Genomic DNA, 24585 nt, shown 5'->3' on the forward strand with positions numbered 1-24585 from the left:
CATGTATCAGGCCATCGTCTTCCTTCCGCTGCTCGGCTTCTTGATCGTCGGCCTGTTCGGCACTTCGCTCGGCGCCAAGGCTTCAGAATACATCACCTCCGGCTTCCTGGTGATCGCGGCTGTGCTGTCGTGGGTCGCCTTCTTCTCGGTCGGCTTCGGCGGCGGCGAGGTGTTCACCGTGCCGGTGATGCGCTGGATCCAGTCGGGCGGGCTGGAGGCGTCCTGGGCGCTCAGGATCGACACGCTGACGGTGGTCATGCTGGTCGTCGTCAACACGGTGTCGTCGCTGGTCCATATCTACTCGATCGGCTACATGCATCACGATCCGGACCGGCCGCGCTTCTTCGCCTATCTGTCGCTGTTTACCTTCGCCATGCTGATGCTGGTGACGGCCGACAACCTCGTGCAGATGTTCTTCGGCTGGGAAGGCGTCGGCCTTGCCTCCTATCTGCTGATCGGCTTCTGGTACAAGAAGCCTTCGGCCAATGCGGCTGCAATCAAGGCCTTCGTCGTCAACCGCGTCGGCGATTTCGGCTTTGCGCTCGGCATCTTCGGCGTGTTCGTGCTGTTCGGCTCGGTCAATCTCGGCACCATCTTCGCCAATGCGGCGACGTTCATTCCGGCGGAAGGCGCGCCGCAAGGTGCGGCCGTGCTGACCTTCCTCGGCTATGCACTCGACAGGCAGGCTGCGATGACGGTCGTCTGCCTGCTCCTGTTCATGGGCGCCATGGGCAAGTCGGCGCAGGTGCCGCTGCACACCTGGCTGCCGGATGCCATGGAGGGCCCGACGCCGGTCTCGGCACTGATCCATGCCGCCACCATGGTGACGGCAGGCGTGTTCATGCTGGCGCGGTTGTCGCCGCTGTTCGAGCTGTCGCATTCGGCACTGACGGTGGTCACCTTCATCGGCGCTTTCACCGCCTTCTTCGCGGCGACAGTCGGTCTCGTCCAGAACGACATCAAGCGCGTCATCGCCTATTCGACCTGTTCGCAGCTCGGCTACATGTTCGTGGCGCTCGGCGTCGGTGCCTATGGCGCAGCGATTTTCCATCTGTTCACCCACGCCTTCTTCAAGGCGCTGCTGTTCCTCGGCTCGGGCTCGGTCATCCACGCCGTCTCCGACGAGCAGGACATGCGCAAAATGGGCGGCCTGAGGACGCTGATTCCGACGACTTACTGGATGATGGTGATCGGCACGTTGGCGCTGACCGGTGTCGGCATTCCGGTAACGATCATCGGCACGGCCGGCTTCTTTTCCAAGGACGCCATCATCGAAGCGGCCTTCGCCGGCCACAATGCGGTCGCCGCGTTTGCCTTCATATTGCTGGTCATTGCCGCCTGCTTCACCTCCTTCTACTCCTGGCGGCTGATCTTCATGACCTTCCATGGCGAGCCGCGGGCCAGCCACGAGGTCATGCACCATGTCCATGAATCGCCGCCGGTCATGCTGGTGCCGCTGTTCATCCTGGCGGCGGGCGCGCTGTTCGCCGGCGTGATCTTCCACGGCGCCTTCATCGGCGAGGGCTATGCCGAATTCTGGAAGGCGTCGCTGTTCACGCTGCCGGACAACCACATCCTGCACGAAATCCACGAAGTGCCGTTGTGGGTCGAGCTGTCACCGTTCATCGCCATGCTGATCGGCTTTGCGATTGCCTGGCAGTTCTATATTCGCGCGCCGGAAATGCCTCGGAGCGTCGCCGCCAACCATCGCCTGCTCTACGCCTTCCTGCTCAACAAATGGTATTTCGACGAGCTCTACGACTTCCTGTTCGTGCGGCCGGCAAAGCGCCTCGGCAGCTTCCTGTGGAAGACCGGCGACGGCACCGTCATCGACGGGCTCGGGCCGGACGGCATTTCGGCGCGCGTCGTCGACGTCACCAACCGGGTCGTCAAGCTGCAGACCGGCTATCTCTACCACTATGCCTTCGCCATGCTGATCGGCGTTGCCGCACTCGTCACCTGGATGATGCTCTGATGACCGCCTGGCCGATCCTATCTCTGGTCACCTTCCTGCCGCTGGTTGGTGTGCTGCTCATCCTTTTCGTGCGTGACGACAGCGAGAACGCGCGCCGCAACATCCGCGCCATCGCGCTGTTCACGACTGCGTTCACCTTCGTGGTTTCGCTGTTCATCTGGACCGGCTTCGACAATTCGCAGCCTGGCTTCCAGTTCGTCGAGAAGTTTGCCTGGCTGGATTCCGGCATCTCCTATCATATGGGCGTAGACGGCATCTCCATGCTGTTCGTCATCCTGACCACCTTCCTGATGCCGCTCTGCATTCTCGCCTCGTGGGAATCGATCGAGAAGCGCGTCAAGGCCTATATGATCGCCTTCCTGCTGCTCGAGACGCTGATGATCGGCGTGTTCTGCGCGCTCGACATCGTCTTGTTCTATGTCTTCTTCGAAGCCGGCCTGATCCCGATGTTCATCATCATCGGCGTGTGGGGCGGCAAGCGGCGCGTCTATGCCTCCTTCAAGTTCTTCCTCTATACGCTGGCCGGCTCGGTGCTGATGCTGCTCGCCATCATGGCGATGTTCTTCCAGTCCGGCACCACCGATATCCCGACGCTTCTGACGCATAACTTCCCGGCCAATATGCAGACCTGGCTATGGCTTGCCTTCTTCGCGTCCTTCGCGGTGAAGATGCCGATGTGGCCGGTGCACACCTGGCTGCCGGACGCGCATGTCGAAGCACCGACGGCCGGCTCGGTAATCCTGGCCGCCATCCTGCTCAAGATGGGCGGGTACGGCTTCCTGCGCTTTTCGCTGCCGATGTTTCCGATCGCATCCGAAATGTTCGCGCCGCTGATCTTCACGCTCTCCGTTGTCGCCATCATCTACACCTCGCTGGTGGCGCTGATGCAGGAGGACATGAAGAAGCTGATCGCCTATTCGTCGGTCGCTCACATGGGCTTCGTTACCATGGGCATCTTCGCGATGAACCAGGAAGGCGTCCAGGGTTCGATCTTTCAGATGCTGTCGCACGGCCTGGTCTCCGGCGCGCTGTTCCTCTGCGTCGGCGTCGTCTACGACCGCATGCACACGCGTGACATCGACGCCTATGGCGGGTTGGTCAACAACATGCCGAAATATGCAACCGTGTTCATGATCTTCACCATGGCCAATGTCGGCCTGCCCGGCACCAGCGGCTTCGTCGGCGAGTTCCTGACCATGCTCGGCGTGTTCCGGGTCAACACCTGGGTGGCGTTCTTCGCCGCCACCGGCGTCGTCCTTTCGGCGGCCTATGCGCTCTGGCTCTACCGCAAGGTGATCTTCGGCGCGCTGACCAAGGAAAGCCTGAAAGGCCTGCTCGACCTGTCGACGCGCGAGAAGGTGATCATCTATCCGCTGGTCGCGCTGGTCATCTTCTTCGGCGTCTATCCGGCGCCGATCTTCGACGCGACCGCCGAATCGGTCAAGGCGCTCGTTACCAATGTCACCGCATCCATCGGCGCCGCGCAGACCGCGGCGGCGAACTGACTGGGGGTTTGCGAACCATGACGCCGGACCTTCTCTCAAGCCTGTCGCTCTCGACGCCAGAGCTGATCCTCGCCATCGGCGCCTTGGCGCTGTTGATGCTCGGCGCCTATTCGCGCGCCAACACCACCGTCACGGTGAGCGGCCTTGCCGTCGCCGTGCTGGTGATCGCCGGCGCCTGGCTGGTCTTTTCGCCGGGACAGGGCAACGCCTATGGCGAAGCCTTCATCCAGGATCCGTTCGCCCGCTTCATGAAGGTGCTGGCGCTGGTCGGCTCGGCGGTGACGCTGGTCATGTCGGTCCGCTTTGCCCAGGCGGAGCGTTTCGACAAGTTCGAATATCCGGTGCTGATCCTGCTCTGCACGCTCGGCATGATGCTGATGATCTCGGCCAACGGCATGATCGGGCTCTATCTCGGCCTCGAGCTGCAATCGCTGGCGATCTACGTGCTGGCGGCGATCAACCGGGACAATCTGCGCTCGACCGAGGCCGGGCTGAAGTACTTCGTCCTTGGCGCGCTGTCGTCGGGCATGCTGCTTTACGGCATCTCGCTGGTCTACGGCTACACCGGCAACACCGGCTTCCAGGAGATCGCCGCGGCGCTGAGCGGCGGCGAGCGCCAGCTCGGCCTCGTCTTCGGCCTGGTTTTTGTGCTGGCCGGCCTTGCCTTCAAGATCTCGGCGGTGCCGTTCCATATGTGGACGCCCGACGTCTATGAGGGCGCGCCGACGCCGGTGACGGCTTTTCTGGCGGCGGCACCGAAGATGGCGGCGATGGCGCTGATGGTGCGCGTCACCATGGGCGCCTTCAAGCCGATCGCCGCCGACTGGCAGCAGATCATCGTCTTCATCTCGATCGCCTCGATGGCGCTTGGTGCCTTTGCGGCCATCGGCCAGACCAACATCAAACGGCTGATGGCCTATTCCTCCATCGGTCATATGGGTTATGCGCTGGTCGGCCTTGCCGCGAACAGCCAGGACGGCGTGCGCGGCGTCGCCATCTACATGCTGATCTATCTGGTGATGACGCTCGGCACCTTCGCCTTCATCCTCGCCATGCGGCGCAAGGAGGGCAATGTCGAGCAGATCAGCGATCTCGCCGGCCTGTCGGCAACCAATCCGATCATGGCGACGATCCTCACCATCCTGATGTTCTCGCTGGCCGGTATCCCGCCACTCGCCGGCTTCTGGGGGAAATGGTACGTGTTCCTCGCCGCCATCAATGCCAACCTCTACGCGCTGGCGATCATCGGCGTGCTGGCCTCTGTGGTGGGCGCCTATTATTATCTGCGCATCATCAAGATCATGTGGTTCGACGAACCGGTCGGCGGCTTCGTGCCGATGGCGACCGAACTGCGCGTCGTGCTCGGCGTCTGCGGCGCCTTCGTGCTGTTCTACGTGCTGATCGGCGGCCCGATCGGAACCTACGCCGCTGCCGCGGCCAAGACCTTCTTCTGACGGAATGACGTTCAGGCTGGCTCCAACCGCGGCTTCGGACGGGTTCCGGCTCGAGGCGCACGACACGGTCGGCTCCACCAATGCGCTGGCGCTGGAGCACGCGCGGGCCGGCGATCCGGGCAAACTCTGGGTCGTCTCAAAAAAGCAGGAAGCCGGGCGTGGCCGCCGTGGCCGCGCCTGGGCGACGCCCGAGGGCAATCTGGCAGCGACGCTGCTGGTGATCACCAACACCGAGCTTCGGCTTGCCGCGACGCTCGGCTTCGTTGCCGGACTGGCGCTGGCCGACGCGCTCGACGCTGTCGTGCCGAAGGGCAGGATCGCGATCGGCCTCGATGGTGCGAGCCAAGGCAAGAACCGTTTCGAACTGAAATGGCCGAACGATGTGCTTGCCTCGGGCGCCAAGCTCGCCGGCATCCTGCTGGAATCGGCGATGCTGGATGGCGACCGTTCGGCGGTGGCTGTCGGCATCGGCGTCAACGTGGTGGCTTATCCCAAGGATTTGCCTTATCCAGCGACGTCGCTCAGCGCGTTGGGGTCTGCTTGCGATGCCGAGACGCTGTTTCTGGCGCTGTCGGATGCCTGGAGCGAGAATGCGCGGCTGTGGAACGAAGGGCGTGGGCTTGCCGCCGTCAGGCGGCGGTGGCTGGCGCGTGCGGCGGGGCTTGGCGGGCAGGTTGCTGTCAGAATTGACGGTAATGTGGTGCGCGGCACCTTCGAGACCATTGACGAGGACTGCCGTTTCGTGATCCGCGACGATGAAGGTTCGGTTCTGACGATCGCCGCCGGCGACGTGCATTTCGGCGCGGTTGCCTCGGCCGGCGTTTGACCGGCCAATACGTTTGACTGGCCAGGTATTTGACCAGCTTGAATTTGACCGGCCGACAATTTTGACCGGCCCACAATTTTGACCGGCCCGCAATTTTGACCGGCAAGGAAGGAAAGACCATGGCGACAGCGGAAAACGCCGAACTTGTCTTCGTGCCGCTCGGCGGTGTCGGCGAGATCGGCATGAACTTCGCCCTCTACGGCTATGGGCCGGCCAATGCGCGCGAATGGATCGTCGTCGACGTCGGCGTCACTTTTCCCGATGCAACCCTGCCCGGCGTCGACCTGGTTCTGCCCGACACACGTTTCATCGAGGAGAATGTCGCCAATCTGCGCGGCATCGTCATCACCCATGCGCATGAGGACCATTACGGCGCGCTCCACGACATCTGGCCGAAGCTCAAGGCGCCGGTGTGGATGACGCCGTTCAGCGCCGGCCTGCTGGAAGCCAAGCGGCAGGGCGAGCAAGGGGCGCCGAAGATCCCGGTGACGATCTACCGGGCCGGCGAGAAATTCACCGTTGGCCCGTTCGAGATCGAGGCCATCCCTGTTGCGCACTCCATTCCCGAACCGATGTCGCTGGCGATCACGACGCCGGCCGGTGTCGTCATCCATACCGGCGACTGGAAGATCGATCCGGCGCCGACGGTCGGGCCGATGACCGACGAGGCGCGCTTCCGAGCCTATGGCGACAAGGGCGTGCTGGCGCTGGTCTGCGATTCCACCAATGCGATGCGGGAAGGGGAATCGCCGTCCGAAGTGGCGGTGGGCGAGGGCCTCAAGAGCGTCATCCAGAACGCCAAGGGCCGGGTCGCCGTCACCAGCTTCTCCTCCAATGTCGGGCGTATCGTCTCCATCGCCAAGGCGGCGCGGGATGCCGGCCGCCAGTGCCTGGTGATTGGCCGCTCGATGAAGCGAGTCATCGATGTGGCTGATGAACTCGGCTATATGGACGGGTTGCCGGAATTCATCGCCGAGGAGGATTACGGCTTCATCCCGCGCGAAAACCTCGTCATCATCTGCACCGGCAGCCAGGGCGAGCCGCTTGCCGCACTTGCCAAGCTGTCGCGCGACGAGATGAAGTCGGTGGCGCTGACGGCCGGCGACACGGTGGTGTTTTCCTCGCGCACCATTCCCGGCAACGAGAAGGCGATCCTCGAAATCAAGAACCGCCTGATCGATCTCGGCATCAAGATCATCGAGGACGGCGATGCGCTGGTGCATGTCTCCGGCCATCCACGCCGCAGCGAATTGCGCAAGATGTATGAATGGGTAGGGCCGCAGATCGGCGTTCCCGTGCATGGCGAAGCGGCGCATCTGGTGGCGCAGGGCTCGCTGATGTCGACGTCCGGCATCGGCCAGGTCGCGCAGGTGCGCGACGGCGACATGCTCAGGCTGTATCCGGGTGCCGCCGCCATCATCGACCAGGTGCCGTTCGGCCGCATCTACAAGGACGGAAGGCTGATCGGCAGCGACCAGGCGATGGGCATTCGCGATCGCCGCAAGCTGTCCTTCGCCGGCCATGTCGCCGTCAATGTCGTGCTCGACGACAAATACGAGCTTGCCGGCGATCCCGATCTGGTCGCCATCGGCGTCGCCGAGGCCGACGGCAGCGGCGAGAGCCTGGAAGACCTGATGATCGATGCGGCAATCGGCGCCGTGGACTCCATCCCCCGCCAGCGCCGAAAAGACCTCGACCTGGTCCAGGAGGCGGTGCGCCGCGCGGTGCGCGGCGCGGCCAACGAAGCCTGGGGCAAGAAGCCGCTGGTGACGGTGTTCGTCACGAGGTGACGAACAAGGGAGTAGGGGAGTAGGGCAGTAAGGGAGTAGGGAAGTAGGAAGTAGGAGCGCAAACAGATGCACTTCTAGATCCAGTTTTTCCCTACTCCCCTACTGCCTTACTCCCCTACTCCCCTAACCCGGGAGTACTCTATGCTCGGACGCCTCAACCATGTCGCGCTTGCGGTGCCGGATCTGGCCGCGGCTGCGGCGGTCTATCGCGATACGCTTGGCGCGCGCGTGACCGCGCCGCAGGCGCTGCCGGAGCATGGCGTTACGGTGGTGTTCGTCGATGTCGGCAACACCAGGATCGAGTTGCTCGAGCCGCTCGGCGAAGCCTCGCCGATCGCCGCATTCCTCGCGAAGAATCCGTCCGGCGGCATGCACCATGTCTGCTATGAGGTGGACGACATTGTTGCGGCGCGCGACCGTCTCAAGGCCAGCGGCGCGCGCGTGCTCGGCGACGGCAATCCGAAGATCGGCGCACATGGCAAGCCGGTATTGTTTCTGCACCCCAAGGATTTCTTCGGCACGCTGGTCGAACTGGAGCAAGCATGAGTTGGGTTTCGTTTATCGCCCTGTTCTTCGCCACATGGTGGGTGGTGTTGTTCGCCGTCCTGCCGTTCAGCATGCGGACGCAGGACGAGGATCGGGACGTGACGCTTGGCACGGTTCCGAGCGCACCGCGCGGACCGCACATGCTGCGCGCCGCGCTGCGCACGACGATCGCCACGCTGGTCCTCATGGGTATCTTCTACGGCATCACGAGAGGGCTTGGCCTCGGTATCGACGACATCCCGCACATCGTGCCGGATTTCAACCAGAGCCCAGCGCATTAGCCGGCTACCTATCGTGTCCGACTATCCCAGCCTAGCTGAGGCTCTGAAATCAAGCTGAGCCAGCAAGGTCAACCCAAAGTAAAGGCCGGGGCGGGTTTGGGCTGACGCAACGTCATGTGGTTTGATAATCTGTCGTGCTAACCAGATGATTGCACAAAAAAAATGCAAGGCGCGAGGCCTTGCAATTTAAACGCGTCCGATCTGTTTCCGGTGTCCGGCGGCAGCGAGTTACCGCGCCTAGATCGCATCCTCCCAAGACTTTGACCGCGTAGGAGGGCAGATTTTTCTCTACCCTCTCGGTTATGGGGGCACACTAGCCTAAGGCGGGTGAAAATGTCACGAAGAATTTTGCCCAGAAACAGGCAATCTCGTGCTGCAGTGCACAATAGTACGGCAGGCGTTGCTTGCGAAACGCCCAGCAAGCCGCGTGCGGCAATTGCGGCGCCTGTGCAGCGCCTGGGCCGGGTTTCCATTCCGCCATGAAATGGCTATGAAGCCGGGGCAAGCAAGCCTGCGCTGCGCCGATTCCGGCGCCGCCATCCTCTCTCACGGACCAGTTCATGCGTTTGTCGCGCTATTTCCTGCCCATCCTCAAAGAAAATCCGCGCGAGGCTGAGATCGTCTCGCATCGGCTGATGCTGCGCGCCGGCATGATCCGCCAGCAGGGGCAGGGCAGCTTTTCCTGGCTGCCGCTCGGCAAGCGGGTGCTGGACAAGGTCTGCCGGATCATTCGCGAGGAGCAGAATCGCGCCGGCGCACTCGAAATCCTGATGCCGACCATCCAATCGGCCGAGCTGTGGCGCGAAAGCGGCCGCTATGAAGACTACGGCAAGGAGATGCTGCGCATCAAGGACCGGCAAGACCGCGATATGCTCTACGGGCCGACCAACGAGGAGATGGTCACCGAGATCTTCCGCTCCTATGTCAAGTCCTACAAGGACCTGCCGCTCAACCTCTATCACATCCAGTGGAAGTTTCGCGACGAGGTGCGCCCACGCTTCGGCGTCATGCGTTCGCGCGAGTTCCTGATGAAGGACGCCTATTCCTTCGACCTCGATTATGAAGGCGCCAAGGCCGCCTATAACCGCATGTTCGTTTCCTATCTCAGGACGTTTACGCGCATGGGGCTGCAGGCCATCCCGATGCGCGCCGACACCGGGCCGATCGGCGGCGACCTCAGCCATGAGTTCATCATCCTGGCCGACACCGGCGAGAGCCAGGTGTTCTGCCATCGCGATTATCTTTCGCTGGCAGTGCCCGGCGCAGACACGGATTTTTCGAACGACGCCGAGATCGGCGGCATCGTCAAGACGTGGACGACGCCCTATGCCGCCACCGACGAGATGCATGACGAGGCGGCGTGGGAGAAGGTGCCCGCGAGCGACCGGGTCTCGGCGCGCGGCATCGAGGTTGGGCATATCTTCCATTTCGGCGACAAATATTCCAAGCCGATGGGCGCCAAGGTGACCGGGCCGGACGGCAAGGATCATTTCGTTTCTGGCGGTTCCTACGGCATCGGCCCGTCCAGGCTGGTCGCGGCGATCATCGAGGCCAGCCATGACGATAACGGCATCATCTGGCCGGAGGCGGTGGCACCGTTCGATGTCGGCCTGATCAACATGAAGGCTGGCGATGCCGAATGCGACCGCGTCTGCGGCGAGCTGCATGCCGCCTTTGCCGCCGCCGGCAAGGAAGTGCTCTACGACGACACCGACCAGCGGCCGGGCGGCAAGTTCGCCACCGCCGACCTGATCGGGCTCCCGTGGCAGGTGATCGTCGGGCCGCGTGGTGTCGCCGCCGGCGAGGTCGAGATCAAGAACCGCAGGACCGGCGAGCGCGAGACGCTGCCGATCGGTGACGTGAAGCAGCGCTTCGGTGCCGCCGCATGAACGAAGCGGCAGCAGCCAGACCTTCGGGGGCAGGACCCTTTTCCGGCTTCGAGCGTATGGTGGCGTGGCGCTATCTGCGCTCGCGTCGCAAGGAGACGGTGATCTCGGTGATCGCCTCGATCTCCTTCCTCGGCATCATGCTGGGCGTCGCCACGCTGATCGTCGTCATGGCAGTCATGAACGGCTTTCGCGCCGAACTGCTGACGCGCATCCTAGGCGTCAACGGGCACCTGATCGTGCAGCCGCTCGACATGCCGCTGGAGGACTATGCCCAGGTCGCTGGCCGCATCAACGGCGTGCCCGGCGTCAAATACGCCATCCCGCTGATCGACGGGCAGGTGCTGGCGCAAGGCAATGTCGGCGGCGGCACCGGCGCGCTGGTGCGCGGTATACGCGGCGAGGATCTCGGTAAGATCACCATCGTCGCCAACAACATCAAGGAGGGCTCGATCGTCGGCTTCGACACCGGCGAAGGCGTCGCCATTGGCAGCCGCATGGCCGAAAATCTCGGTCTTGTGCTCGGCGATACCATCACGCTGATCTCGCCCGAGGGTGACATCACGCCGCTCGGTACGACGCCGCGCATGAAAGGCTATCCGGTCACCGCGATCTTCGAGGTCGGCATGTCGGAATATGACAGTTCCATCGTCTACATGCCGTTTTCGGAAGGGCAGCTTTACTTCAACATGGACGGCCGGGCGCAGACGATCGAGATCTACGCCGACAATCCCGACAATATCGACGCGCTGAAGCCGAAGGTCGAAGAGGCGGCGCAGCGGCCGATCAGCCTTGTCGATTGGCGGCAGCGCAACAAGACGTTCTTCGACGCGTTGCAGGTCGAGCGCAATGTCATGTTCATGATCCTGACGCTGATCGTGCTGGTGGCGGCGCTCAACATCATTTCGGGCCTGATCATGCTGGTCAAGGACAAGGGCCACGACATCGCCATCCTGCGCACCATGGGCGCGACGCGCGGTGCCATCCTGCGCATCTTCCTGATGACCGGGGCTGCGATCGGCGTTGTCGGCACCATCGCCGGCGTGCTGCTCGGCATCGTGATCTGCCTCAACGTCGAGCGCATCCGCCAGTTCTTCTCCTGGCTGGCCAACGAGCGGCTGTTCAATCCCGAGCTTTATTTCCTAAGCCAGCTGCCGGCCCGCATGGATGCCAGCGAGACGATCTCGGTCGTTCTCATGGCTTTGGCGCTGTCATTCCTGGCGACACTGTTTCCGGCATGGCGCGCTGCCAGGCTCGATCCGGTCGAAGCGCTGAGGTACGAATGATGGCCGAGGCCATTATCGAGCTGAAGAGCGTCGAACGCCACTATGTACAGGGGCCGCGCAAGCTGACCATCCTGAACGGCGCCGATTTTTCGCTGAAGCGTGGCGAGATGGTGGCGCTTGTGGCGCCGTCGGGCACCGGCAAGTCGACGCTGCTCCACACCGCCGGGCTGCTGGAGCGACCGGACGCCGGCGACGTGATCCTAGCGGGGCGCGCCTGCGGCCGGCTTTCCGACGACGAACGCACGGCGATCCGCCGCAACGATGTCGGCTTCGTCTACCAGTTCCATCATTTGCTGCCTGAGTTTTCTGCTTTGGAAAACATCATGATGCCGCAGCTGATAAAAGGGCTGCCGCGCAAGGAGGCGGCCGAGCGCGCGGCGCAATTGCTCGACTATATGCAGATCGGCAAGCGGGCACAGCATCGCCCCTCCGAGCTCTCCGGCGGCGAGCAGCAGCGGGTCGCCATTGCGCGTGCCGTCGCCAATGCGCCGCTGGTGCTTTTGGCCGACGAGCCGACCGGCAATCTCGACCCGGTGACCGCTTCCTATGTGTTCGAGGCGCTGGCGGCACTGGTCCGGCAATCGGGCCTGGCGGCGCTCATCGCCACCCACAATCACGAGCTCGCCTCGCGCATGGACCGCCGCGTGACGCTGGCCGACGGCAAGGTCGTGCCGCTTTAGAGTGCGCTGCAATTGAGGCGATGACGGCCTGCGAGCTGCCGTGCGCCGTCCCGCCGCTTTCGCGCGCCTGTCGGCCGCGAAACGCTCGGCATTTCCCTCTCAACCCTTTCTTAACCCTGTCGAATTGACCGGGCGCAATTCCGGTGACACCCGGACTGCGATCGTTGACATTCGAACAAAATTAGAACAAAATACGAACATACTAACAACAGGAGAGAGTTATGACCGATCTTGTTCAGGATGTCGTCTCGCTGGTGTGCATGAGCACGTTCCTCATTTCCATGGCAATCTGGATCGGCGCGATGTGAGGATTGAGCTCAAGGGCGGGCTCGATGCTGATGAGCGAGGGCCGCCTTCGCATATTGGCGCAGGCATTGGGCGAGTGTTTCAGCCGGCCTTGCGGGACACTTCGACAGGCGACACCGCGGCGGGCCCGAACACGTCCTCGAAAGCGGATTTCAGCGCCAGGTCGAGGTCGGCCATGGTTACGGGAAGGCCGAGGTCGACAAGGCTGGTGACGCCGTGATCCTGGACGCCGCACGGCACGATGCCGCTGAAATGGCTAAGGTCCGGCTCGACATTGATGGCGATGCCGTGAAAGCTCACCCAGCGCCTCAGCCTGATGCCGATGGCGGCGATCTTGTCCTCGGCCGCCGAGCCGTCGGGCAAAGCGGGGCGGTCCGGCCGAACCACCCAGACGCCGACGCGGTCCTCGCGGCGTTCGCCGCGTACGTTGAAGGCGGCCAGCGAGCCGATGATCCATTGTTCGAGTGCGGCGACGAAGGCGCGGACATCCTCGCGCCGCCGCTTCAGGTCGAGCATGACGTAGGCGACGCGCTGGCCCGGCCCATGATAGGTGTATTCGCCGCCACGCCCGGCGGCAAAGACCGGGAAACGGTCCGGCTCGATCAGGTCCTCGATGCGGGCGCTGGTGCCGGCGGTGTAGAGCGGCGGGTGCTCGACCAGCCAGACCATCTCACCGGCGGCGCCGCTGCGGATTGCCTCGGCGCGCGCCTCCATCACGGCGAGCGCATCGGGATAGGCGGTGAGCCCGGGCTCGATGCGCCATTCGACCGGCGCCGAGCCGGGCAAGGGCAGGAACGACGTGGCGATCTGGCTGCGTTCTGTCATGATATCTCGTCTCGCCACTCATATGGCGGCAATCGGTACAAACGTCCAGTTCCGGCACGTTCGGCCCTTGAACAGTTATGCCGATGTCCGGCCGATTATTGCTGGCCGCGCACTTGTTTCACCGGAAACGATTTGCTACACGCCGCGGGCCGGTTGGTTCCGGCTCCTACCACGTGCGGTCGTGGCGGAATTGGTAGACGCGCAGCGTTGAGGTCGCTGTGGGGCAACCCGTGGAAGTTCGAGTCTTCTCGACCGCACCATTAAATTCGAAAGCGGAACCTCTAACCCGTTGAATTCGAGCACGGCGGGGAGCGTCCTTGTCAGGGCGCGAGGCTTTTTGCCTGGTTGCGATCACGAATGTGGCCCAGTGAAGAAGCAATCGGCGCGCGGAGCCATCTATGCGGTTGGCGTGCAAACTATTCGCGCACCAAGCGTCCGGTTGCCCACCAGATCACAAATACAACAACGATCGATGCGTAGCCGTTCACGGCATGGTGGCAGCCAGTGTACACCGATCCGTACAGGATCAGGGCTGCAAAGGTCCAACCGAGAACGAGCCGGCGCTGGGTGTGGTTCGAGGGGCAGCTCGATCTCGACGCTGATTGGATGGTTCATGGCCTATGGTCCAGCGACGATCGCAGCGAAAATAAGCACCTTTGCGCTTGCCTTGAAGGCATCCTATTCTGGCGGGTAGTATCCGCTCGTGGGCATAGAATGTCGGTACTGCCTTTCTTAAGAATTTACGCGCCGCTCAACGCGGTGCTGGCTGCGACTGGGCTTGTGGCGGTGGCTACGCTCACGACACCGGACCTGTCCGGACGAAGCAGACTGGCTTTGGCTGCCGTGCTGGCGGTCATTTGGGGCGTCTATCTCCTGGAATTGGCCGAGAAACTGCTCAAGCGCCGGGCGGGAGACGTTCGGGACAGGACGCCGGCAATCGCCATTGATGTGCTCGCGGTTTTGGTTCCACTCGCCGCATTTCTGCTCGTCGGCACGCCCGACCGGAGCCTCTACTGTGCTGTCTGGCTGCTGAAACCGCTGCGCGACTCAACTTTCTTCCCGCTGCTGGGCAGAATCCTGACCAACGAAGCGCGCAACCTGATCGGCGTCGCCACGGTCTTCGGCATCGTTCTTTTCGGTTTTGCGCTCGCAGCCTATGTCATCGAGCGCGACGTCCAACCGCAACAGTTCGGCAGCATCCCCCAGGCAATGTGGTGGGCGGTGGTCACGCTGTCCACCACCGGCTATGGCGACGCTATTCCGGAAAGCTTCACCGGCCGCGTCCTTGCCGGGGCGGTCATGATGAGTGGCATCGGCATCTTCGCGCTCTGGGCTGGCATTCTTGCCACCGGCTTTTATCAAGAAGTCCGTCGCGAGGATTTCGTCCGCAATTGGCAATTGGTCGCCGCCGTGCCGTTGTTTCAGAAGCTCGGCCCGGCCACACTAGTCGAGATCGTGCGCGCATTACGACCTCGCATCGTGCCGGCGGGCGCTGTGATCTGCCGCAATGGCGAGACCGGTGACCAGATGTTCTTCGTCGTGGAGGGGCGCGTCAGCGTCGCGACGCCGAACCCGGTGGATCTGGGCCCTGGCGCCTTCTTCGGCGAGATGGCGCTGATCACCGGCGAACCGCGCTCGGCGACCGTCAGCGCCACAACGGTGGTCTCACTCCTGTCGCTACACTCGGCGGATTTCCAGATGCTGTGCAGCAGCAGCCCGGAGATCGCAGAAACCATCCGCAAGACCGCGCTCGAGCGGCGCGGCGCGGCAGCTAAGGGTTGACCGTACTAGGTGTTCGTCAGAGGAGGATGTGATGGCAAGGCTGCCAGCTGCCTGCCGATGGTGGCTGGCCGGAACTACATGCTTTGCCGCTGCCGAACCATCCTCAATACAGGTCGCCACGGAATCGTAGAAAAATGGCTTAAAATCAACGCGGGAGGCGTTGCGGCGCGGCATCTCGACCGCACCATCAAATTCGAAAGCGGAATCTCTTGCCCGTTGAATTCGAGCACGGCAGGGAGCGTCCTTGTCGGGGCACGTGCTTTTTGCCTGATTGCGGTCGCGAGTTTGGCTTATGCGAAGTGGCCATCGGCAGGCATGGCCATCTATCGACAAGCGCACATAACTATTCGCGCACCAGGCGTCCGGTCGCCCACCAAATCACCGACACAACAACGATCGATGCGTAGCCGTCCACGGCATAGTGCCAGCCAGTGAACACCGATCCGTACAGGATCAGGGCTGCAAAGGTCCAACCCAGAACGCCAAGCCAGCGATTGATCGATGACAGCAAATAGGCGTTCAATGCGGCAAAGGCGACATGCATGCTTGGCATGGCCGAGATGCCGCCGCCAAGACTTGGCCGGCCGCTTTGGTAAGCCATCAGGAGATATGCCGCGGGTTCCCGCACCATGTAACTATGGTCCAGCCTGTCCAGGGCCGCATTCAATCCGTGGAAGCGATCCACGCCGACAAAGTGGTGGTAGTAAACCGGTCCGACCGATGCCAGCGCCACGGCCAAGACCGTTCCGAGGACGGACAACGTCAGCGCTGCTGCGCAGAGATAGCGGATGCGGGCAATCTCGTCCGACCAGAGCGACACGAAAAGGATGGCGCCGAACCACTGGTAAAACCAAATGACTTCATAGCTGTTGAAGACGACGAACGACCAATTGTTGCTGTCGAGCTTATGGACGATCTCCCATGGCGGCATCCCGTGCAGCCATTCATCAGCGTCGGCCAACCAGTTGTCGGCATAGTATGGGACGACGGACGGGATGGCGATCTTGTAGGTAGAGAACGCGGTCAAGCTGGCAAAGAAGAACAGCAGCACCAGCAGACAACCGCGCCAGCGCCCTTGAACCAAATCCAGTGCGTAGCGAACCGGTTGCCGCCGGCCATGGATTAGCGCGGCACAGCAGACGCCACCGATAAACAACACCGGAATGCCAACAAGAAACTTGTGAGAATAGATTAAGGCGGACGTATAGAATATTTCTGGATATAGTGCAGATGCGCCTAAAACGTATGTCGCCATGAACAAGGAGAGGCGCAATTGCCATATGGCGGAGGGCCTGTAGCGAGAGGCTTCCGTGGTTAGGGCCAAACCAATTTACCTGTTCTTAACGTTTCGCCGGAGAGACACATACACCGGTAAGGTAAAAACCTTGCCGCCAGGTTTACTTTTCGCCGGTGGTCGACATTTGCCGGCCGGCCCGCATGCGGTGGATCGATTCCCTGAGCAGTCTTGCATCCGCATCGCTGTCCATGCCCCCGCGTGAAGGAATTGCCCCGGAGCCTCGGGGCCGAGCCGGCCGGTTGCTTGAACACGGGCCCGCCACGCCCTCAGTTGACATATCATAAGTTTTAGCTTATCATAAGTCATGATTTATGATTATGCAGGAATGGTGGCCTTGGCCGATCCGACGCGCCGAAAGGTGTTCGAGCTCATCGCCGATCGGCCACGCTCGGTCATCGATCTGACGCGAGTGCTTCCGGTCTCGCAGCCGGCGGTATCGCAGCACCTCAAGGTCTTGAAGGAAGCCCGGCTGGTCCGCGCAGAGCCGAAAGGTGCCAGCAACATCTATCATCTCGACCCGCATGGGCTCGGCGAGATGCGCGCCTGGCTTGACCGCATGTGGGGCGATGCGCTCGACGCCTTCAAACGGGAAGTCGACAACAGCAAGGAGAACAGGAAATGACGACCATGATCAAGCCCGCGCCGGTCAGGAAGTCGGTGACGGTGGAGGTGCCGCTCGACAAGGCGTTCGATGTGTTCACCACAGGATTCGGGCGCTGGTGGCCGGCTTCGCATTCGATCGGCAAATCCGCCCTGACGACCGCGGTGATCGAACCGAAAGCCGGCGGCCGCTGGTACGAGATCGGCGAGGATGGGTCACAATGCGATTGGGGCGAGGTTCTCGCCTGGGATCCGCCGTCCAGGCTGACGCTCGCCTGGCGGATTGGAGCCGGCTGGCGCTACGATCCGGCATTGCTGACCGAAGTCGAGATCCGCTTTGTTGCGCTCGGCGAGAACGCGACGCGCGTGGAACTCGAGCACAGGCTTCTGGAGAACATGGGCGAAACCGCAGAGGCGATGCGCGAGGCCTTCGAATCGGAGGGTGGCTGGAGCGGTCTCCTGGAGCGCTATGCGGCTGAGGCCAAGCGCCACGCCGCCTGATCGGGAAGCCGTTAAGTCCAATATCCAGCGAGGCCGTCGCACCGTCGGCCTCGCCGTTTTTGAATCAGTGTCGATCTGCCCATCTGGTTGACCGGGGCAGGGAGATACGCTGCCCTTTACCTGCCGCCGCGAAGGTTTGCAGCGCCGCAGGTTTGTAGAACGCCTCTCCTCCTACCATCCGGTATGCGCCGCGTCGTTTGGACGCGCGAACGGCGCTGTAGCAATTTGTCGTTGTGCATGGTCCTTTCGCAAAATCGATTCCGATTGTCAGGATCATGGTCTAGACCTGACAGGCACCTTATCCGGAAATCCGATGGCGGGAGGCGCTGGTGGAAGGCCAGGACGAACAGATGACCGGCGCCCGGGCGGCCGAGGAGCGCCGCGCCGACATCTATGACGAGGACGGCGTCATCCTGTCGTCGTTCCTCGCCCAGATCGGTGCCGCGATCGCCGATCGCGATACGCTGACGCTGAAGCGCGAAGTCGACGATCTGCACCAGTCGGAACTCGGCCACCTGCTCGAGGCCCTGCACCCGGAACAGCGACGCGCGCTGGTCGAATTGCTGGGCAAGGATTTCGATTTTTCCGCGCTGACCGAGGTTGACGAGGCGATCCGCCGCGACATCGTCGACAGTCTGCCCAATGCGCAGATCGCCCAGGCGGTGCAGGATCTCGATTCCGATGACGCGGTCTACATTCTCGAAGACCTCGACCAGGAGGACCAGGACGAGATCCTGTCGCAGCTGCCGTTCACCGAGCGGATCAGGCTGCGGCGTTCGCTTGACTATCCCGAAGAGACCGCCGGCCGCCGCATGCAGACCGAGTTCGTCGCGGTGCCGCCGTTCTGGACGATCGGCCAGACCATCGACTACATGCGCGAGGACAACAATCTTCCCGACCGTTTCAGCCAGATCTTCGTCATCGATCCGAGCTTCAAGCTGCTCGGCGCCATCGACCTCGACCAGATCCTGCGTACCAAGCGCTCGGTCAAAGTCGAAGAGGTCATGCATGAGACCAGGCATGCCATCCCGGCCACCATGGACCAGGAGGAGGCGGCACGCGAATTCGAACAATACGATCTTCTGTCCGCCGCCGTCGTCGACGAGAACGAGCGGCTGGTCGGCGTGCTGACCATCGACGACGTCGTCGACGTCATCCAGCAGGAGGCCGAGGAAGATCTGCTGCGCATGGGCGGCGTCGGCGACGAAGAACTCTCGGACAGCATCTTTTCGACCTCGCGCTCGCGCGTGCCCTGGCTGCTGGTCAATCTTTTGACGGCTTTCCTGGCGGCCTCGGTGATCGGCCTGTTCGACCGCACCATCGAGCATATCGTGGCGCTGGCGGTGCTGATGCCGATCGTCGCCGGCATGGGCGGCAATGCCGGCTCGCAGACCATGACGGTCACGGTGCGGGCGCTGGCGACCAGGGACCTCGACATCTACAATGCCGGCCGCATCATCCGCCGCGAAATTGGGGTGGGCTTCATCAACGGCATCATCTTTGCCATCCTGATCGGCCTCGTGGCTGCTGCCTGGTTCCACGATCGCAATCTCGGCGGCATCATTGCGGCTGCGATGATCATCAATATGTTCGTGGCGGCTCTGGCGGGCATCCTTATCCCGCTGCTGCTCGACCGCTTCAAGATCGATCCGGCTGTGGCTTCGGCGGTTTTCGTCACCACGGTCACCGATGTCGTCGGTTTCTTTGCCTTTCTCGGGCTCGCCACATGGTGGTTCGGTGTGCGCTGAACGTCACCTCAATTGACTTTTACGTAAATGCCATGCGAGGCTTTGAAATGTGCCTTGTCCGCCGATTCTGGCACGCGCCTGGGCGCCGGCGGCGCCGGCCAGTTGGAACTCGCGGCGTGGCCGGGGCATTGGAGTGACGATGCGGGAATATTATTCGATCACGGAGCTGACCCGCGAATTCGACGTGTCGACGCGGACGTTGCGCTTCTATGAGGACGAAGGGCTGGTACAGCCGGTAAGACGCGGCCGCACGCGGCTGTTCCGTCCGTCGGACCGGCATCTCATCCGCCAGATCATGCGGGGAAAAAGACTCGGCTTCTCGATCAACGAGATCCGCGAAATCATCCAGATGTACAGGGAGCCGCCCGGCGAGGTCGGCCAACTCAAATTGATGATCAAGCGCATCGAGGAAAAGCGCGAGGATTTGCGCCAGAAACGCCGCGACCTCGAAGAGACGCTGGCCGAGCTCGACCAGGCCGAGGAATCCTGCGTCGAGCGGCTGGTGGAGCTCGGCGTCACCACCTAAGCCGATGTCAGCCTCGGCTCAGATCCAGCGCCGCACCCTTTTGGCGTAGTCCCGGTATTTCTTACCGAATTTGGCCGTCAGCACCTTCTCCTCGCTCTCGATCGTCAGCTTCTGCGTCAGGAACGCCGCGATGACCGCCAACGGCAGGAACCAGGCGATCCCAGTGACAAAGGCGAGGCTGACCAGCAGCAGCGTGTTGGCGAGGTAGATCGGGTTGCGGCTGACGGCGAAGGGTCCGGTGGTCACCAGATGGTCAGGCACGCCGTTCGGGTTGAGCGTCGTCTTGGCGCGGATCATGGTGCGGATTGCCGTGAACCAGAGCGCGGTAACCGCCACCAACCCCACAAGGCCGGCGGCGAACAGGATGTCGCCGAGAAGATCGCCGATCCACGGCAGCGGATAGAACAGCCCTAGCGCGACGCTGACGATGATGGCGGCGATATAGATCAGCGGCGGCCATGGGATGTGCCCCAGCTTCGGCTGCCCAGGATTTTGCTGCACGGGTTTCGGGTGACTGTCGCTCATTATTGTCCTCCCTCGATTAGCGCGTTCCCGGTTCCGCCGCCTCGGTTTGGGCGGTGCAGGTGCCGGCGAGCTCGCCAATATGCGCCTTCCACTCCGGGGACTGGTCGTCGCTGTAGAGCCGGTCAAGCGAGGCTTCGCCCTGGAGAGTGTCCAGCATGCAGGCACAATAGCTGGAGCAGAACTCGGTGTCGCGTGCCTGCTCACAGGATATCTGGCAGGATTTCAGAAAACTCACCTCCCTGGTTTCGGCCCGCGCCGGCATGAATTGCGAAAACAGCCAGACCGAGCCGATCAGCACCGGCTGATGGATCAGGTAGAAGGCAAGGCTGTGCCGGCCGATGAAGACCAGCGGATTTGCCCAGCGGCCGGGCGCCAAGGCCGACAGCCGCGTCAGCGCGCCGGAGGTGGCAGCGAGCTTGGTAACCGCGATGCCGGCAAGTACGGCGCCGAACCAGGGCAGCAGCGGAACGTAGTCGTTGGAGCGCGGGTTGGTCGCCGACAGGCCGACCCACCACAAAGCCGGATGATCGAAAAGCTCGGATCGCAGGTAGAAAGGCGCAGCGACGACGAATACGGCGACAAGCAGCGTCAGCAGCACCGGCAGGCGCAGGAACGCCAGGCCGAGCAGGCTGGCGAGCGCGATCTCATGCAATATGCCGAAGAAGATGAAGCCGTCGGGCGTGGCGACGCGGGTGACCAGCGATATTGCGAGCGCTGCCCCGGCAACCATGGCGAAGCGCTTCCAGAAGCCGGTCCAGCGGATTTTTTTGCCATGGGCGAGATAGAGGCTGATGCCGACCAGGAACAGGAAGCTCGAGGCGATGCAGCGCGCGTAGATTTTCCACCAGCCGAAGGCGGTGAGGCCGGGATCGGTGTAGCCGAAGAATTCGAGGTCCCAGGTGAAATGATAGCTCGCCATGGCAAGCAAAGCGATGCCGCGTGCAATGTCGATAACGGCGATGCGCTTCGACTTCGGTTGATCCTGAACGGCTGCGGTCGGCGTGTCGATGCTCATGGTCTCGCTGTCTTGGTTCAGCCCCGGCAAGACGACTATCACGGTTGCCACCGTCAAAAGAAGCTGGGCCTTGCGTCGTGTTGGCGCCGGTCGGCATCAGGGCTGCTTTAGGCCACAGCCGGAAAGCCTTTGGCCGGCGTGGCCTGCGGCTTCGTCACCTGGCGTTATCTGCCCAAATCGCTTTGATGTGCGAGCGCCGCATGGCGCTCGCGCACCCAGTTGTGGAAGCGGTGCAAGTCGTATTCCTCGGGCATCAGCACGCCGGCCTTATGGCGCATCGAGCGCAGGCCCATCTGGTTGACCTCGCAGATATCAGCATCCTCCTCCAGCACCTGGGTACCGAACGCGACGATGTTGTCGATATCGGCGGCCGGATCGGCGAGCGCTTCGCGTCGCGGCAGACGAGCAGCCAGTTGCGATACCAGATGGCCTCGAGATCGCGCTGATAGGCCGCGATGTCCCAATAGGCTGTTGACGGCAGCGTCGGCTCGGGCCGCGTCAGGCCGTTGTAGGGATCGCTTGTTCGGGCTGGGTTGCATGCCCGGCTTCCTCTCCATCCGCCAGCCGACACCCGGCTGCGAAAATTGTCAATCGCGGCGCCGGTCTGCGAACTTGGCGAGGCGGCGCATTCGCCACACGATCCGGCGGAATTTGGTTTGCCGGGCGCGGCGATTCTGCCTATAGTCGCTGATGTCGTCGGTTCCGTTTGGAACCAAGAGGGAATGCGGTTAGGGCAAGTTGTTTGCCTAATGCCGCGGCTGCCCCCGCAACTGTGTGCGGTAGTCCTCTCCATATGCCACTGAAGGTTCGCCTTCGGGAAGGTGGGGAAGGGCGCTGATCCGCGAGCCAGGAGACCTGCCGGCGACAGGAAACTGACTTCTATGCCCTCGGGTGGAGGGCGAAAGGACAAGACATGAATACCGCTTCCGTTTCGCTCGGCGCTTCCGCCTCCTCGCAGTCGCGTCTCATGCAGCTGGCGCTTGCTGCATTCCTCGGCATTTTCGTCATGGGCTTTGTCGGCTTCTCGCATATCGATGCGGTCCACAATGCCGCGCACGACTATCGCCATTCGATGGGCTTTCCCTGCCACTAACAAGGGGCTGACATCATGACACTGTTTCGCAACGTCGTGTTCATCGCGGCGATCGCAGGGCTTGTGGCCGGCGTGGCTCTCGCCTGCATGCAAGCCTATGCCACGGTGCCGCTCATCCTGAAGGCGGAAGTCTACGAACAGGCCGGCGGCGGCCATGACCATGCCGCGGCACCTGCGGCACCGGCCGAAAGCGCCGCGGGCACGACGGCTATGAGCAGCGCCGCGCCGGCACCGGCTGAAGCAATGGCTCCGGCGGAAGACGAAGGCTGGGCGCCGGCCGACGGTTTCGAACGCTTCGGCTTCAGCGTCGTTGCCAATATCGTCACCGGCATCGGCTTTGCGCTGGTCCTGGTTGCGGTTTCGGAATTCGCCGGCGGCATCGGCAACTGGCGCCAGGGCGTGTTCTGGGGGCTTGCCGGCTTTGCCGTGTTCACGCTGGCGCCGGGCCTCGGCCTGCCGCCGGAATTGCCGGCGATGCCGGCGGCCGACCTTGTCCAACGCCAGATCTGGTGGTGGGCAACAGTGGTGGCGACCGCCGCCGGGCTCGGCCTTATCGCCTTCCGCAGATCGTTGCCGCTGGCGATCCTTGCCGTAGCGTTGATCATGGCGCCGCATATTGTCGGCGCGCCGCAGCCCGATAGCTTCGAGACCGCGATCCCGGAAGGCCTGCACCACCAGTTCGTGGTGGCGGTGACGCTGACCAATCTGGTGTTCTGGCTGGTGCTCGGCGCGGTCGTCGGCGTGGTGCGCGGACGCTTCACGGGCACGGCGACCAGCCTGCGCGACAGCTTTGCCTGAGCGGGCTGCCGGGGCACTGACCGTGGTCATCGGGGGGGGGCGCGCCGGAAAGTGCGCGCATGCCGAGAGCCTGGTGACGGTCGGCCCGCCGCCTTGGAGCTATATCGCCACGGCGCAAGCCTATGACGAGGAGATGCGCCAGCGCATCGCGCTGCACCGCTCGCGCCGCGGCGCCGGCTGGACGACCATCGATGCGCCGCTCGACCTTGCCGGCGCGATCGAGGCGCTGCCTGACGGCCAGCCGGTGCTGATCGATTGCCTGACGCTGTGGCTGACCAATCACATGCTGGCCGACCATGATGTCGAGGCCGAATGCCGGAGGCTGGCCGATGTGCTGTCGCGGCCGCGTGGGCCGTGGTTCGTGGTGTCCAACGAGGTCGGCCAGGGCATCGTGCCGGACAATGCGCTGGCAAGACGGTTTCGCGACGCCGCCGGCCGGCTGAACCAGGACGTCGCGGCCGTTGCCGGCACCGTGCTTTTGATGGTGGCGGGGCTGCCGCTCAAGGTGAAATGACATGGCTGATACTATCGATCCCAAGGACGAGGAACGCCACCGCGCCAAGATGGCCAAGCGCAAGGCGGTGCAGGACGCCGAGGTCGCGGCCAAGACGATCGAGAAGGGGCTGCTGATCGTCAACACCGGACCGGGCAAGGGCAAGACCACGGCCGCCTTCGGGCTGGCGCTCAGGATGCTCGGCTACGGCAAGCGCGTCGGCGTCGTTCAGTTCATCAAGGGCAAATGGCACACCGGCGAGAAAGACGCCTTTACCGCCTTCGGCGACCGTGTCGTCTGGCACGCCATGGGCGAAGGCTTTACCTGGGAGACACAGGACCTGAAGCGCGACATCGCGGCGGCCGAGGCTGCCTGGGCGAAAGCGCTGGAGCTGATGGCCGACCCATCGATCAGCCTCGTGGTGCTCGACGAGCTGAACATCGCGCTGCGCTACGACTACCTCGATCTCGAAAAGGTGGTCGCGGCGCTGAAGGCGCGTCGCGAAGGCCTGCATGTCGTCGTCACCGGCCGCAACGCCAAACCGGTATTGGTCGAGGCGGCCGACCTGGTCACCGAGATGGGCGTGACCAAGCACCACTTCTCCGCCGGCGTGAAGGCGCAGCAGGGGATCGAGTTCTGAGGGGTGTTGCTGGCGCCTCTTCTTCCTTCTCCCCTTGTGAGATCTTTGCACAGAAGCCGATCAGTGATTCTGTTGTGAGGTTGGAGCAGGGAGATTCGCGATGGTGGATCGTGTTCTGGGTCAGTTGAGTCTGGCGGACGGTCTTGCGGTGTCGGATGAGACGATCTTCGACCTGATTGCGAAAGAGCTGGACTGGGAGCCGATCAG

24 protein-coding genes, 1 tRNA gene and 1 riboswitch are annotated in these 24585 nt (G+C 62.8%); of the genes, 20 read left to right on the forward strand and 5 right to left on the reverse strand.

The features are described from left to right. Position 1 precedes the first annotated feature (1 nt). The 10 genes from nuoL (at position 2) to NKH49_RS29735 (ending at position 12229) form a co-directional block, all read left to right on the forward strand. Positions 2-1975, forward strand: coding sequence for an NADH-quinone oxidoreductase subunit L (gene nuoL, locus NKH49_RS29690; protein WP_352817111.1), 1974 nt, complete (start codon positions 2-4; stop codon positions 1973-1975). Further along, entirely contained in the window at positions 1975-3480 is a 1506-nt protein-coding gene (locus NKH49_RS29695) for an NADH-quinone oxidoreductase subunit M (protein WP_352681670.1), read from the forward strand. The genes nuoL and NKH49_RS29695 overlap by 1 nt, the downstream gene beginning before the upstream one ends. A gap of 17 nt (positions 3481-3497) precedes the next feature. Next, a complete protein-coding gene (gene nuoN / locus NKH49_RS29700; protein ID WP_352470239.1) occupies positions 3498-4934 on the forward strand; it encodes an NADH-quinone oxidoreductase subunit NuoN in 1437 nt (478 codons plus the stop codon). 4 nt (positions 4935-4938) lie between these two features. Continuing rightward, complete coding sequence (locus tag NKH49_RS29705; protein ID WP_352768816.1) at positions 4939-5760, forward strand: biotin--[acetyl-CoA-carboxylase] ligase; 822 nt, start codon at positions 4939-4941, stop codon at positions 5758-5760. A 119-nt stretch (positions 5761-5879) separates the two neighbouring features. Further along, positions 5880-7550 (forward strand): ribonuclease J, encoded by a 1671-nt coding sequence (locus NKH49_RS29710; RefSeq protein WP_352929085.1) that lies wholly within the window; start codon positions 5880-5882, stop codon positions 7548-7550. Between the two features lie 141 nt (positions 7551-7691). After that, positions 7692-8096: a methylmalonyl-CoA epimerase gene (mce, locus tag NKH49_RS29715; protein WP_352450005.1), complete on the forward strand. Its 405-nt coding sequence runs from the start codon at positions 7692-7694 to the stop codon at positions 8094-8096. Beyond that, positions 8093-8377 carry a DUF1467 family protein gene (locus NKH49_RS29720; RefSeq protein WP_352470241.1) on the forward strand — a complete coding sequence of 95 codons (285 nt, stop codon included), beginning with the start codon at positions 8093-8095 and terminating at the stop codon, positions 8375-8377. Before mce ends, NKH49_RS29720 begins: the two co-directional genes overlap by 4 nt. A 560-nt stretch (positions 8378-8937) precedes the next feature. Beyond that, positions 8938-10266, forward strand: a complete 1329-nt coding sequence (proS, locus tag NKH49_RS29725; RefSeq protein ID WP_352929087.1) for a proline--tRNA ligase — start codon at positions 8938-8940, stop codon at positions 10264-10266. Further along, complete coding sequence (locus NKH49_RS29730; RefSeq protein WP_352929088.1) at positions 10263-11549, forward strand: lipoprotein-releasing ABC transporter permease subunit; 1287 nt, start codon at positions 10263-10265, stop codon at positions 11547-11549. The genes proS and NKH49_RS29730 overlap by 4 nt, the downstream gene beginning before the upstream one ends. Continuing rightward, a complete protein-coding gene (locus tag NKH49_RS29735) occupies positions 11546-12229 on the forward strand; it encodes an ABC transporter ATP-binding protein (RefSeq protein WP_254818120.1) in 684 nt (227 codons plus the stop codon). The genes NKH49_RS29730 and NKH49_RS29735 overlap by 4 nt, the downstream gene beginning before the upstream one ends. Positions 12230-12616: 387 nt before the next feature. Here NKH49_RS29735 and lipB read toward each other — a convergent pair whose 3' ends face one another. After that, positions 12617-13360 (reverse strand): lipoyl(octanoyl) transferase LipB, encoded by a 744-nt coding sequence (lipB, locus tag NKH49_RS29740; RefSeq protein WP_352450002.1) that lies wholly within the window; start codon positions 13358-13360, stop codon positions 12617-12619. A 175-nt stretch (positions 13361-13535) separates the two neighbouring features. Between lipB and NKH49_RS29745 the strand changes: the two genes are divergently transcribed. Together NKH49_RS29745 and NKH49_RS29750 are read left to right on the forward strand one after the other, a co-directional pair. Continuing rightward, positions 13536-13620, forward strand: a tRNA-Leu gene (locus tag NKH49_RS29745). 454 nt (positions 13621-14074) lie between these two features. Further along, entirely contained in the window at positions 14075-15142 is a 1068-nt protein-coding gene (locus tag NKH49_RS29750) for a cyclic nucleotide-gated potassium channel (RefSeq protein ID WP_352929090.1), read from the forward strand. A 343-nt stretch (positions 15143-15485) separates the two neighbouring features. On the opposite strand, the gene NKH49_RS29755 is transcribed toward NKH49_RS29750, so the two are convergent. After that, positions 15486-16397, reverse strand: a complete 912-nt coding sequence (locus tag NKH49_RS29755) for a phosphatase PAP2 family protein (RefSeq protein ID WP_352539759.1) — start codon at positions 16395-16397, stop codon at positions 15486-15488. 346 nt (positions 16398-16743) lie between these two features. Between NKH49_RS29755 and NKH49_RS29760 the strand changes: the two genes are divergently transcribed. The 4 genes from NKH49_RS29760 to NKH49_RS29775 all read left to right on the forward strand — a co-directional run bounded on the left by NKH49_RS29760 (position 16744) and on the right by NKH49_RS29775 (position 19814). Beyond that, the gene (locus NKH49_RS29760) at positions 16744-17061 is read left to right on the forward strand and encodes an ArsR/SmtB family transcription factor (RefSeq protein WP_352449974.1); all 318 of its coding nucleotides are present in this window, start codon (positions 16744-16746) and stop codon (positions 17059-17061) included. Next, on the forward strand, positions 17058-17540 hold the full coding sequence (locus NKH49_RS29765; protein ID WP_352929092.1) for an SRPBCC family protein: 483 nt from the start codon (positions 17058-17060) through the stop codon (positions 17538-17540). Before NKH49_RS29760 ends, NKH49_RS29765 begins: the two co-directional genes overlap by 4 nt. A 350-nt stretch (positions 17541-17890) precedes the next feature. Next, positions 17891-19288: a magnesium transporter gene (gene mgtE, locus NKH49_RS29770; protein WP_502894205.1), complete on the forward strand. Its 1398-nt coding sequence runs from the start codon at positions 17891-17893 to the stop codon at positions 19286-19288. Between the two features lie 139 nt (positions 19289-19427). Further along, a complete protein-coding gene (locus NKH49_RS29775; RefSeq protein WP_023676566.1) occupies positions 19428-19814 on the forward strand; it encodes a MerR family transcriptional regulator in 387 nt (128 codons plus the stop codon). Positions 19815-19832: 18 nt separating this feature from the next. Here the strand turns inward: NKH49_RS29775 and NKH49_RS29780 are convergent, their stop codons facing one another. From NKH49_RS29780 to NKH49_RS29790, 3 genes are all read right to left on the reverse strand, one after another. After that, entirely contained in the window at positions 19833-20339 is a 507-nt protein-coding gene (locus tag NKH49_RS29780) for a methyltransferase family protein (RefSeq protein ID WP_352929094.1), read from the reverse strand. Between the two features lie 16 nt (positions 20340-20355). Next, a complete protein-coding gene (locus tag NKH49_RS29785) occupies positions 20356-21354 on the reverse strand; it encodes a heparan-alpha-glucosaminide N-acetyltransferase (RefSeq protein ID WP_352929096.1) in 999 nt (332 codons plus the stop codon). Between the two features lie 164 nt (positions 21355-21518). Beyond that, a complete protein-coding gene (locus NKH49_RS29790; RefSeq protein ID WP_352929098.1) occupies positions 21519-21893 on the reverse strand; it encodes an SRPBCC family protein in 375 nt (124 codons plus the stop codon). Positions 21894-22034: 141 nt separating this feature from the next. Continuing rightward, positions 22035-22231, forward strand: a riboswitch (cobalamin riboswitch). Positions 22232-22267: 36 nt separating this feature from the next. On the opposite strand from NKH49_RS29790, the gene NKH49_RS29795 reads away from it, so the two are divergent. Genes NKH49_RS29795 through cobO form a run of 4 tightly spaced genes read left to right on the forward strand, consistent with a single transcriptional unit; the run spans position 22268 to position 24378 of the window. After that, positions 22268-22447 carry a CbtB domain-containing protein gene (locus NKH49_RS29795; protein WP_023676561.1) on the forward strand — a complete coding sequence of 60 codons (180 nt, stop codon included), beginning with the start codon at positions 22268-22270 and terminating at the stop codon, positions 22445-22447. Between the two features lie 15 nt (positions 22448-22462). Beyond that, positions 22463-23245: a CbtA family protein gene (locus NKH49_RS29800; RefSeq protein WP_352929100.1), complete on the forward strand. Its 783-nt coding sequence runs from the start codon at positions 22463-22465 to the stop codon at positions 23243-23245. Further along, positions 23238-23759: a bifunctional adenosylcobinamide kinase/adenosylcobinamide-phosphate guanylyltransferase gene (cobU, locus tag NKH49_RS29805; RefSeq protein WP_352929102.1), complete on the forward strand. Its 522-nt coding sequence runs from the start codon at positions 23238-23240 to the stop codon at positions 23757-23759. Before NKH49_RS29800 ends, cobU begins: the two co-directional genes overlap by 8 nt. 1 nt (position 23760) lies before the next feature. After that, entirely contained in the window at positions 23761-24378 is a 618-nt protein-coding gene (cobO, locus tag NKH49_RS29810; RefSeq protein WP_352929103.1) for a cob(I)yrinic acid a,c-diamide adenosyltransferase, read from the forward strand. Positions 24379-24585: the final 207 nt, after the last annotated feature.

This window comes from Mesorhizobium sp. M1088, from assembly GCF_040318575.1.
In the GTDB taxonomy this organism is placed as follows: domain Bacteria; phylum Pseudomonadota; class Alphaproteobacteria; order Rhizobiales; family Rhizobiaceae; genus Mesorhizobium.

Bases quoted from the DNA above. Each gene is read 5' to 3' on its own strand.
- nuoL (WP_352817111.1), top strand. From the start codon at position 2: ATGTATCAGGCCATCGTCTTCCTTCCGCTGCTCGGCTTCTTGATCGTC.
- NKH49_RS29695 (WP_352681670.1), top strand. From the start codon at position 1,975: ATGACCGCCTGGCCGATCCTATCTCTGGTCACCTTCCTGCCGCTGGTT.
- nuoN (WP_352470239.1), top strand. From the start codon at position 3,498: ATGACGCCGGACCTTCTCTCAAGCCTGTCGCTCTCGACGCCAGAGCTG.
- NKH49_RS29705 (WP_352768816.1), top strand. From the start codon at position 4,939: ATGACGTTCAGGCTGGCTCCAACCGCGGCTTCGGACGGGTTCCGGCTC.
- NKH49_RS29710 (WP_352929085.1), top strand. From the start codon at position 5,880: ATGGCGACAGCGGAAAACGCCGAACTTGTCTTCGTGCCGCTCGGCGGT.
- mce (WP_352450005.1), top strand. From the start codon at position 7,692: ATGCTCGGACGCCTCAACCATGTCGCGCTTGCGGTGCCGGATCTGGCC.
- NKH49_RS29720 (WP_352470241.1), top strand. From the start codon at position 8,093: ATGAGTTGGGTTTCGTTTATCGCCCTGTTCTTCGCCACATGGTGGGTG.
- proS (WP_352929087.1), top strand. From the start codon at position 8,938: ATGCGTTTGTCGCGCTATTTCCTGCCCATCCTCAAAGAAAATCCGCGC.
- NKH49_RS29730 (WP_352929088.1), top strand. From the start codon at position 10,263: ATGAACGAAGCGGCAGCAGCCAGACCTTCGGGGGCAGGACCCTTTTCC.
- NKH49_RS29735 (WP_254818120.1), top strand. From the start codon at position 11,546: ATGATGGCCGAGGCCATTATCGAGCTGAAGAGCGTCGAACGCCACTAT.
- lipB (WP_352450002.1), bottom strand. From the start codon at position 13,360: ATGACAGAACGCAGCCAGATCGCCACGTCGTTCCTGCCCTTGCCCGGC.
- NKH49_RS29750 (WP_352929090.1), top strand. From the start codon at position 14,075: ATGTCGGTACTGCCTTTCTTAAGAATTTACGCGCCGCTCAACGCGGTG.
- NKH49_RS29755 (WP_352539759.1), bottom strand. From the start codon at position 16,397: ATGGCGACATACGTTTTAGGCGCATCTGCACTATATCCAGAAATATTC.
- NKH49_RS29760 (WP_352449974.1), top strand. From the start codon at position 16,744: ATGATTTATGATTATGCAGGAATGGTGGCCTTGGCCGATCCGACGCGC.
- NKH49_RS29765 (WP_352929092.1), top strand. From the start codon at position 17,058: ATGACGACCATGATCAAGCCCGCGCCGGTCAGGAAGTCGGTGACGGTG.
- mgtE (WP_502894205.1), top strand. From the start codon at position 17,891: ATGACCGGCGCCCGGGCGGCCGAGGAGCGCCGCGCCGACATCTATGAC.
- NKH49_RS29775 (WP_023676566.1), top strand. From the start codon at position 19,428: ATGCGGGAATATTATTCGATCACGGAGCTGACCCGCGAATTCGACGTG.
- NKH49_RS29780 (WP_352929094.1), bottom strand. From the start codon at position 20,339: ATGAGCGACAGTCACCCGAAACCCGTGCAGCAAAATCCTGGGCAGCCG.
- NKH49_RS29785 (WP_352929096.1), bottom strand. From the start codon at position 21,354: ATGAGCATCGACACGCCGACCGCAGCCGTTCAGGATCAACCGAAGTCG.
- NKH49_RS29790 (WP_352929098.1), bottom strand. From the start codon at position 21,893: ATGCAACCCAGCCCGAACAAGCGATCCCTACAACGGCCTGACGCGGCC.
- NKH49_RS29795 (WP_023676561.1), top strand. From the start codon at position 22,268: ATGAATACCGCTTCCGTTTCGCTCGGCGCTTCCGCCTCCTCGCAGTCG.
- NKH49_RS29800 (WP_352929100.1), top strand. From the start codon at position 22,463: ATGACACTGTTTCGCAACGTCGTGTTCATCGCGGCGATCGCAGGGCTT.
- cobO (WP_352929103.1), top strand. From the start codon at position 23,761: ATGGCTGATACTATCGATCCCAAGGACGAGGAACGCCACCGCGCCAAG.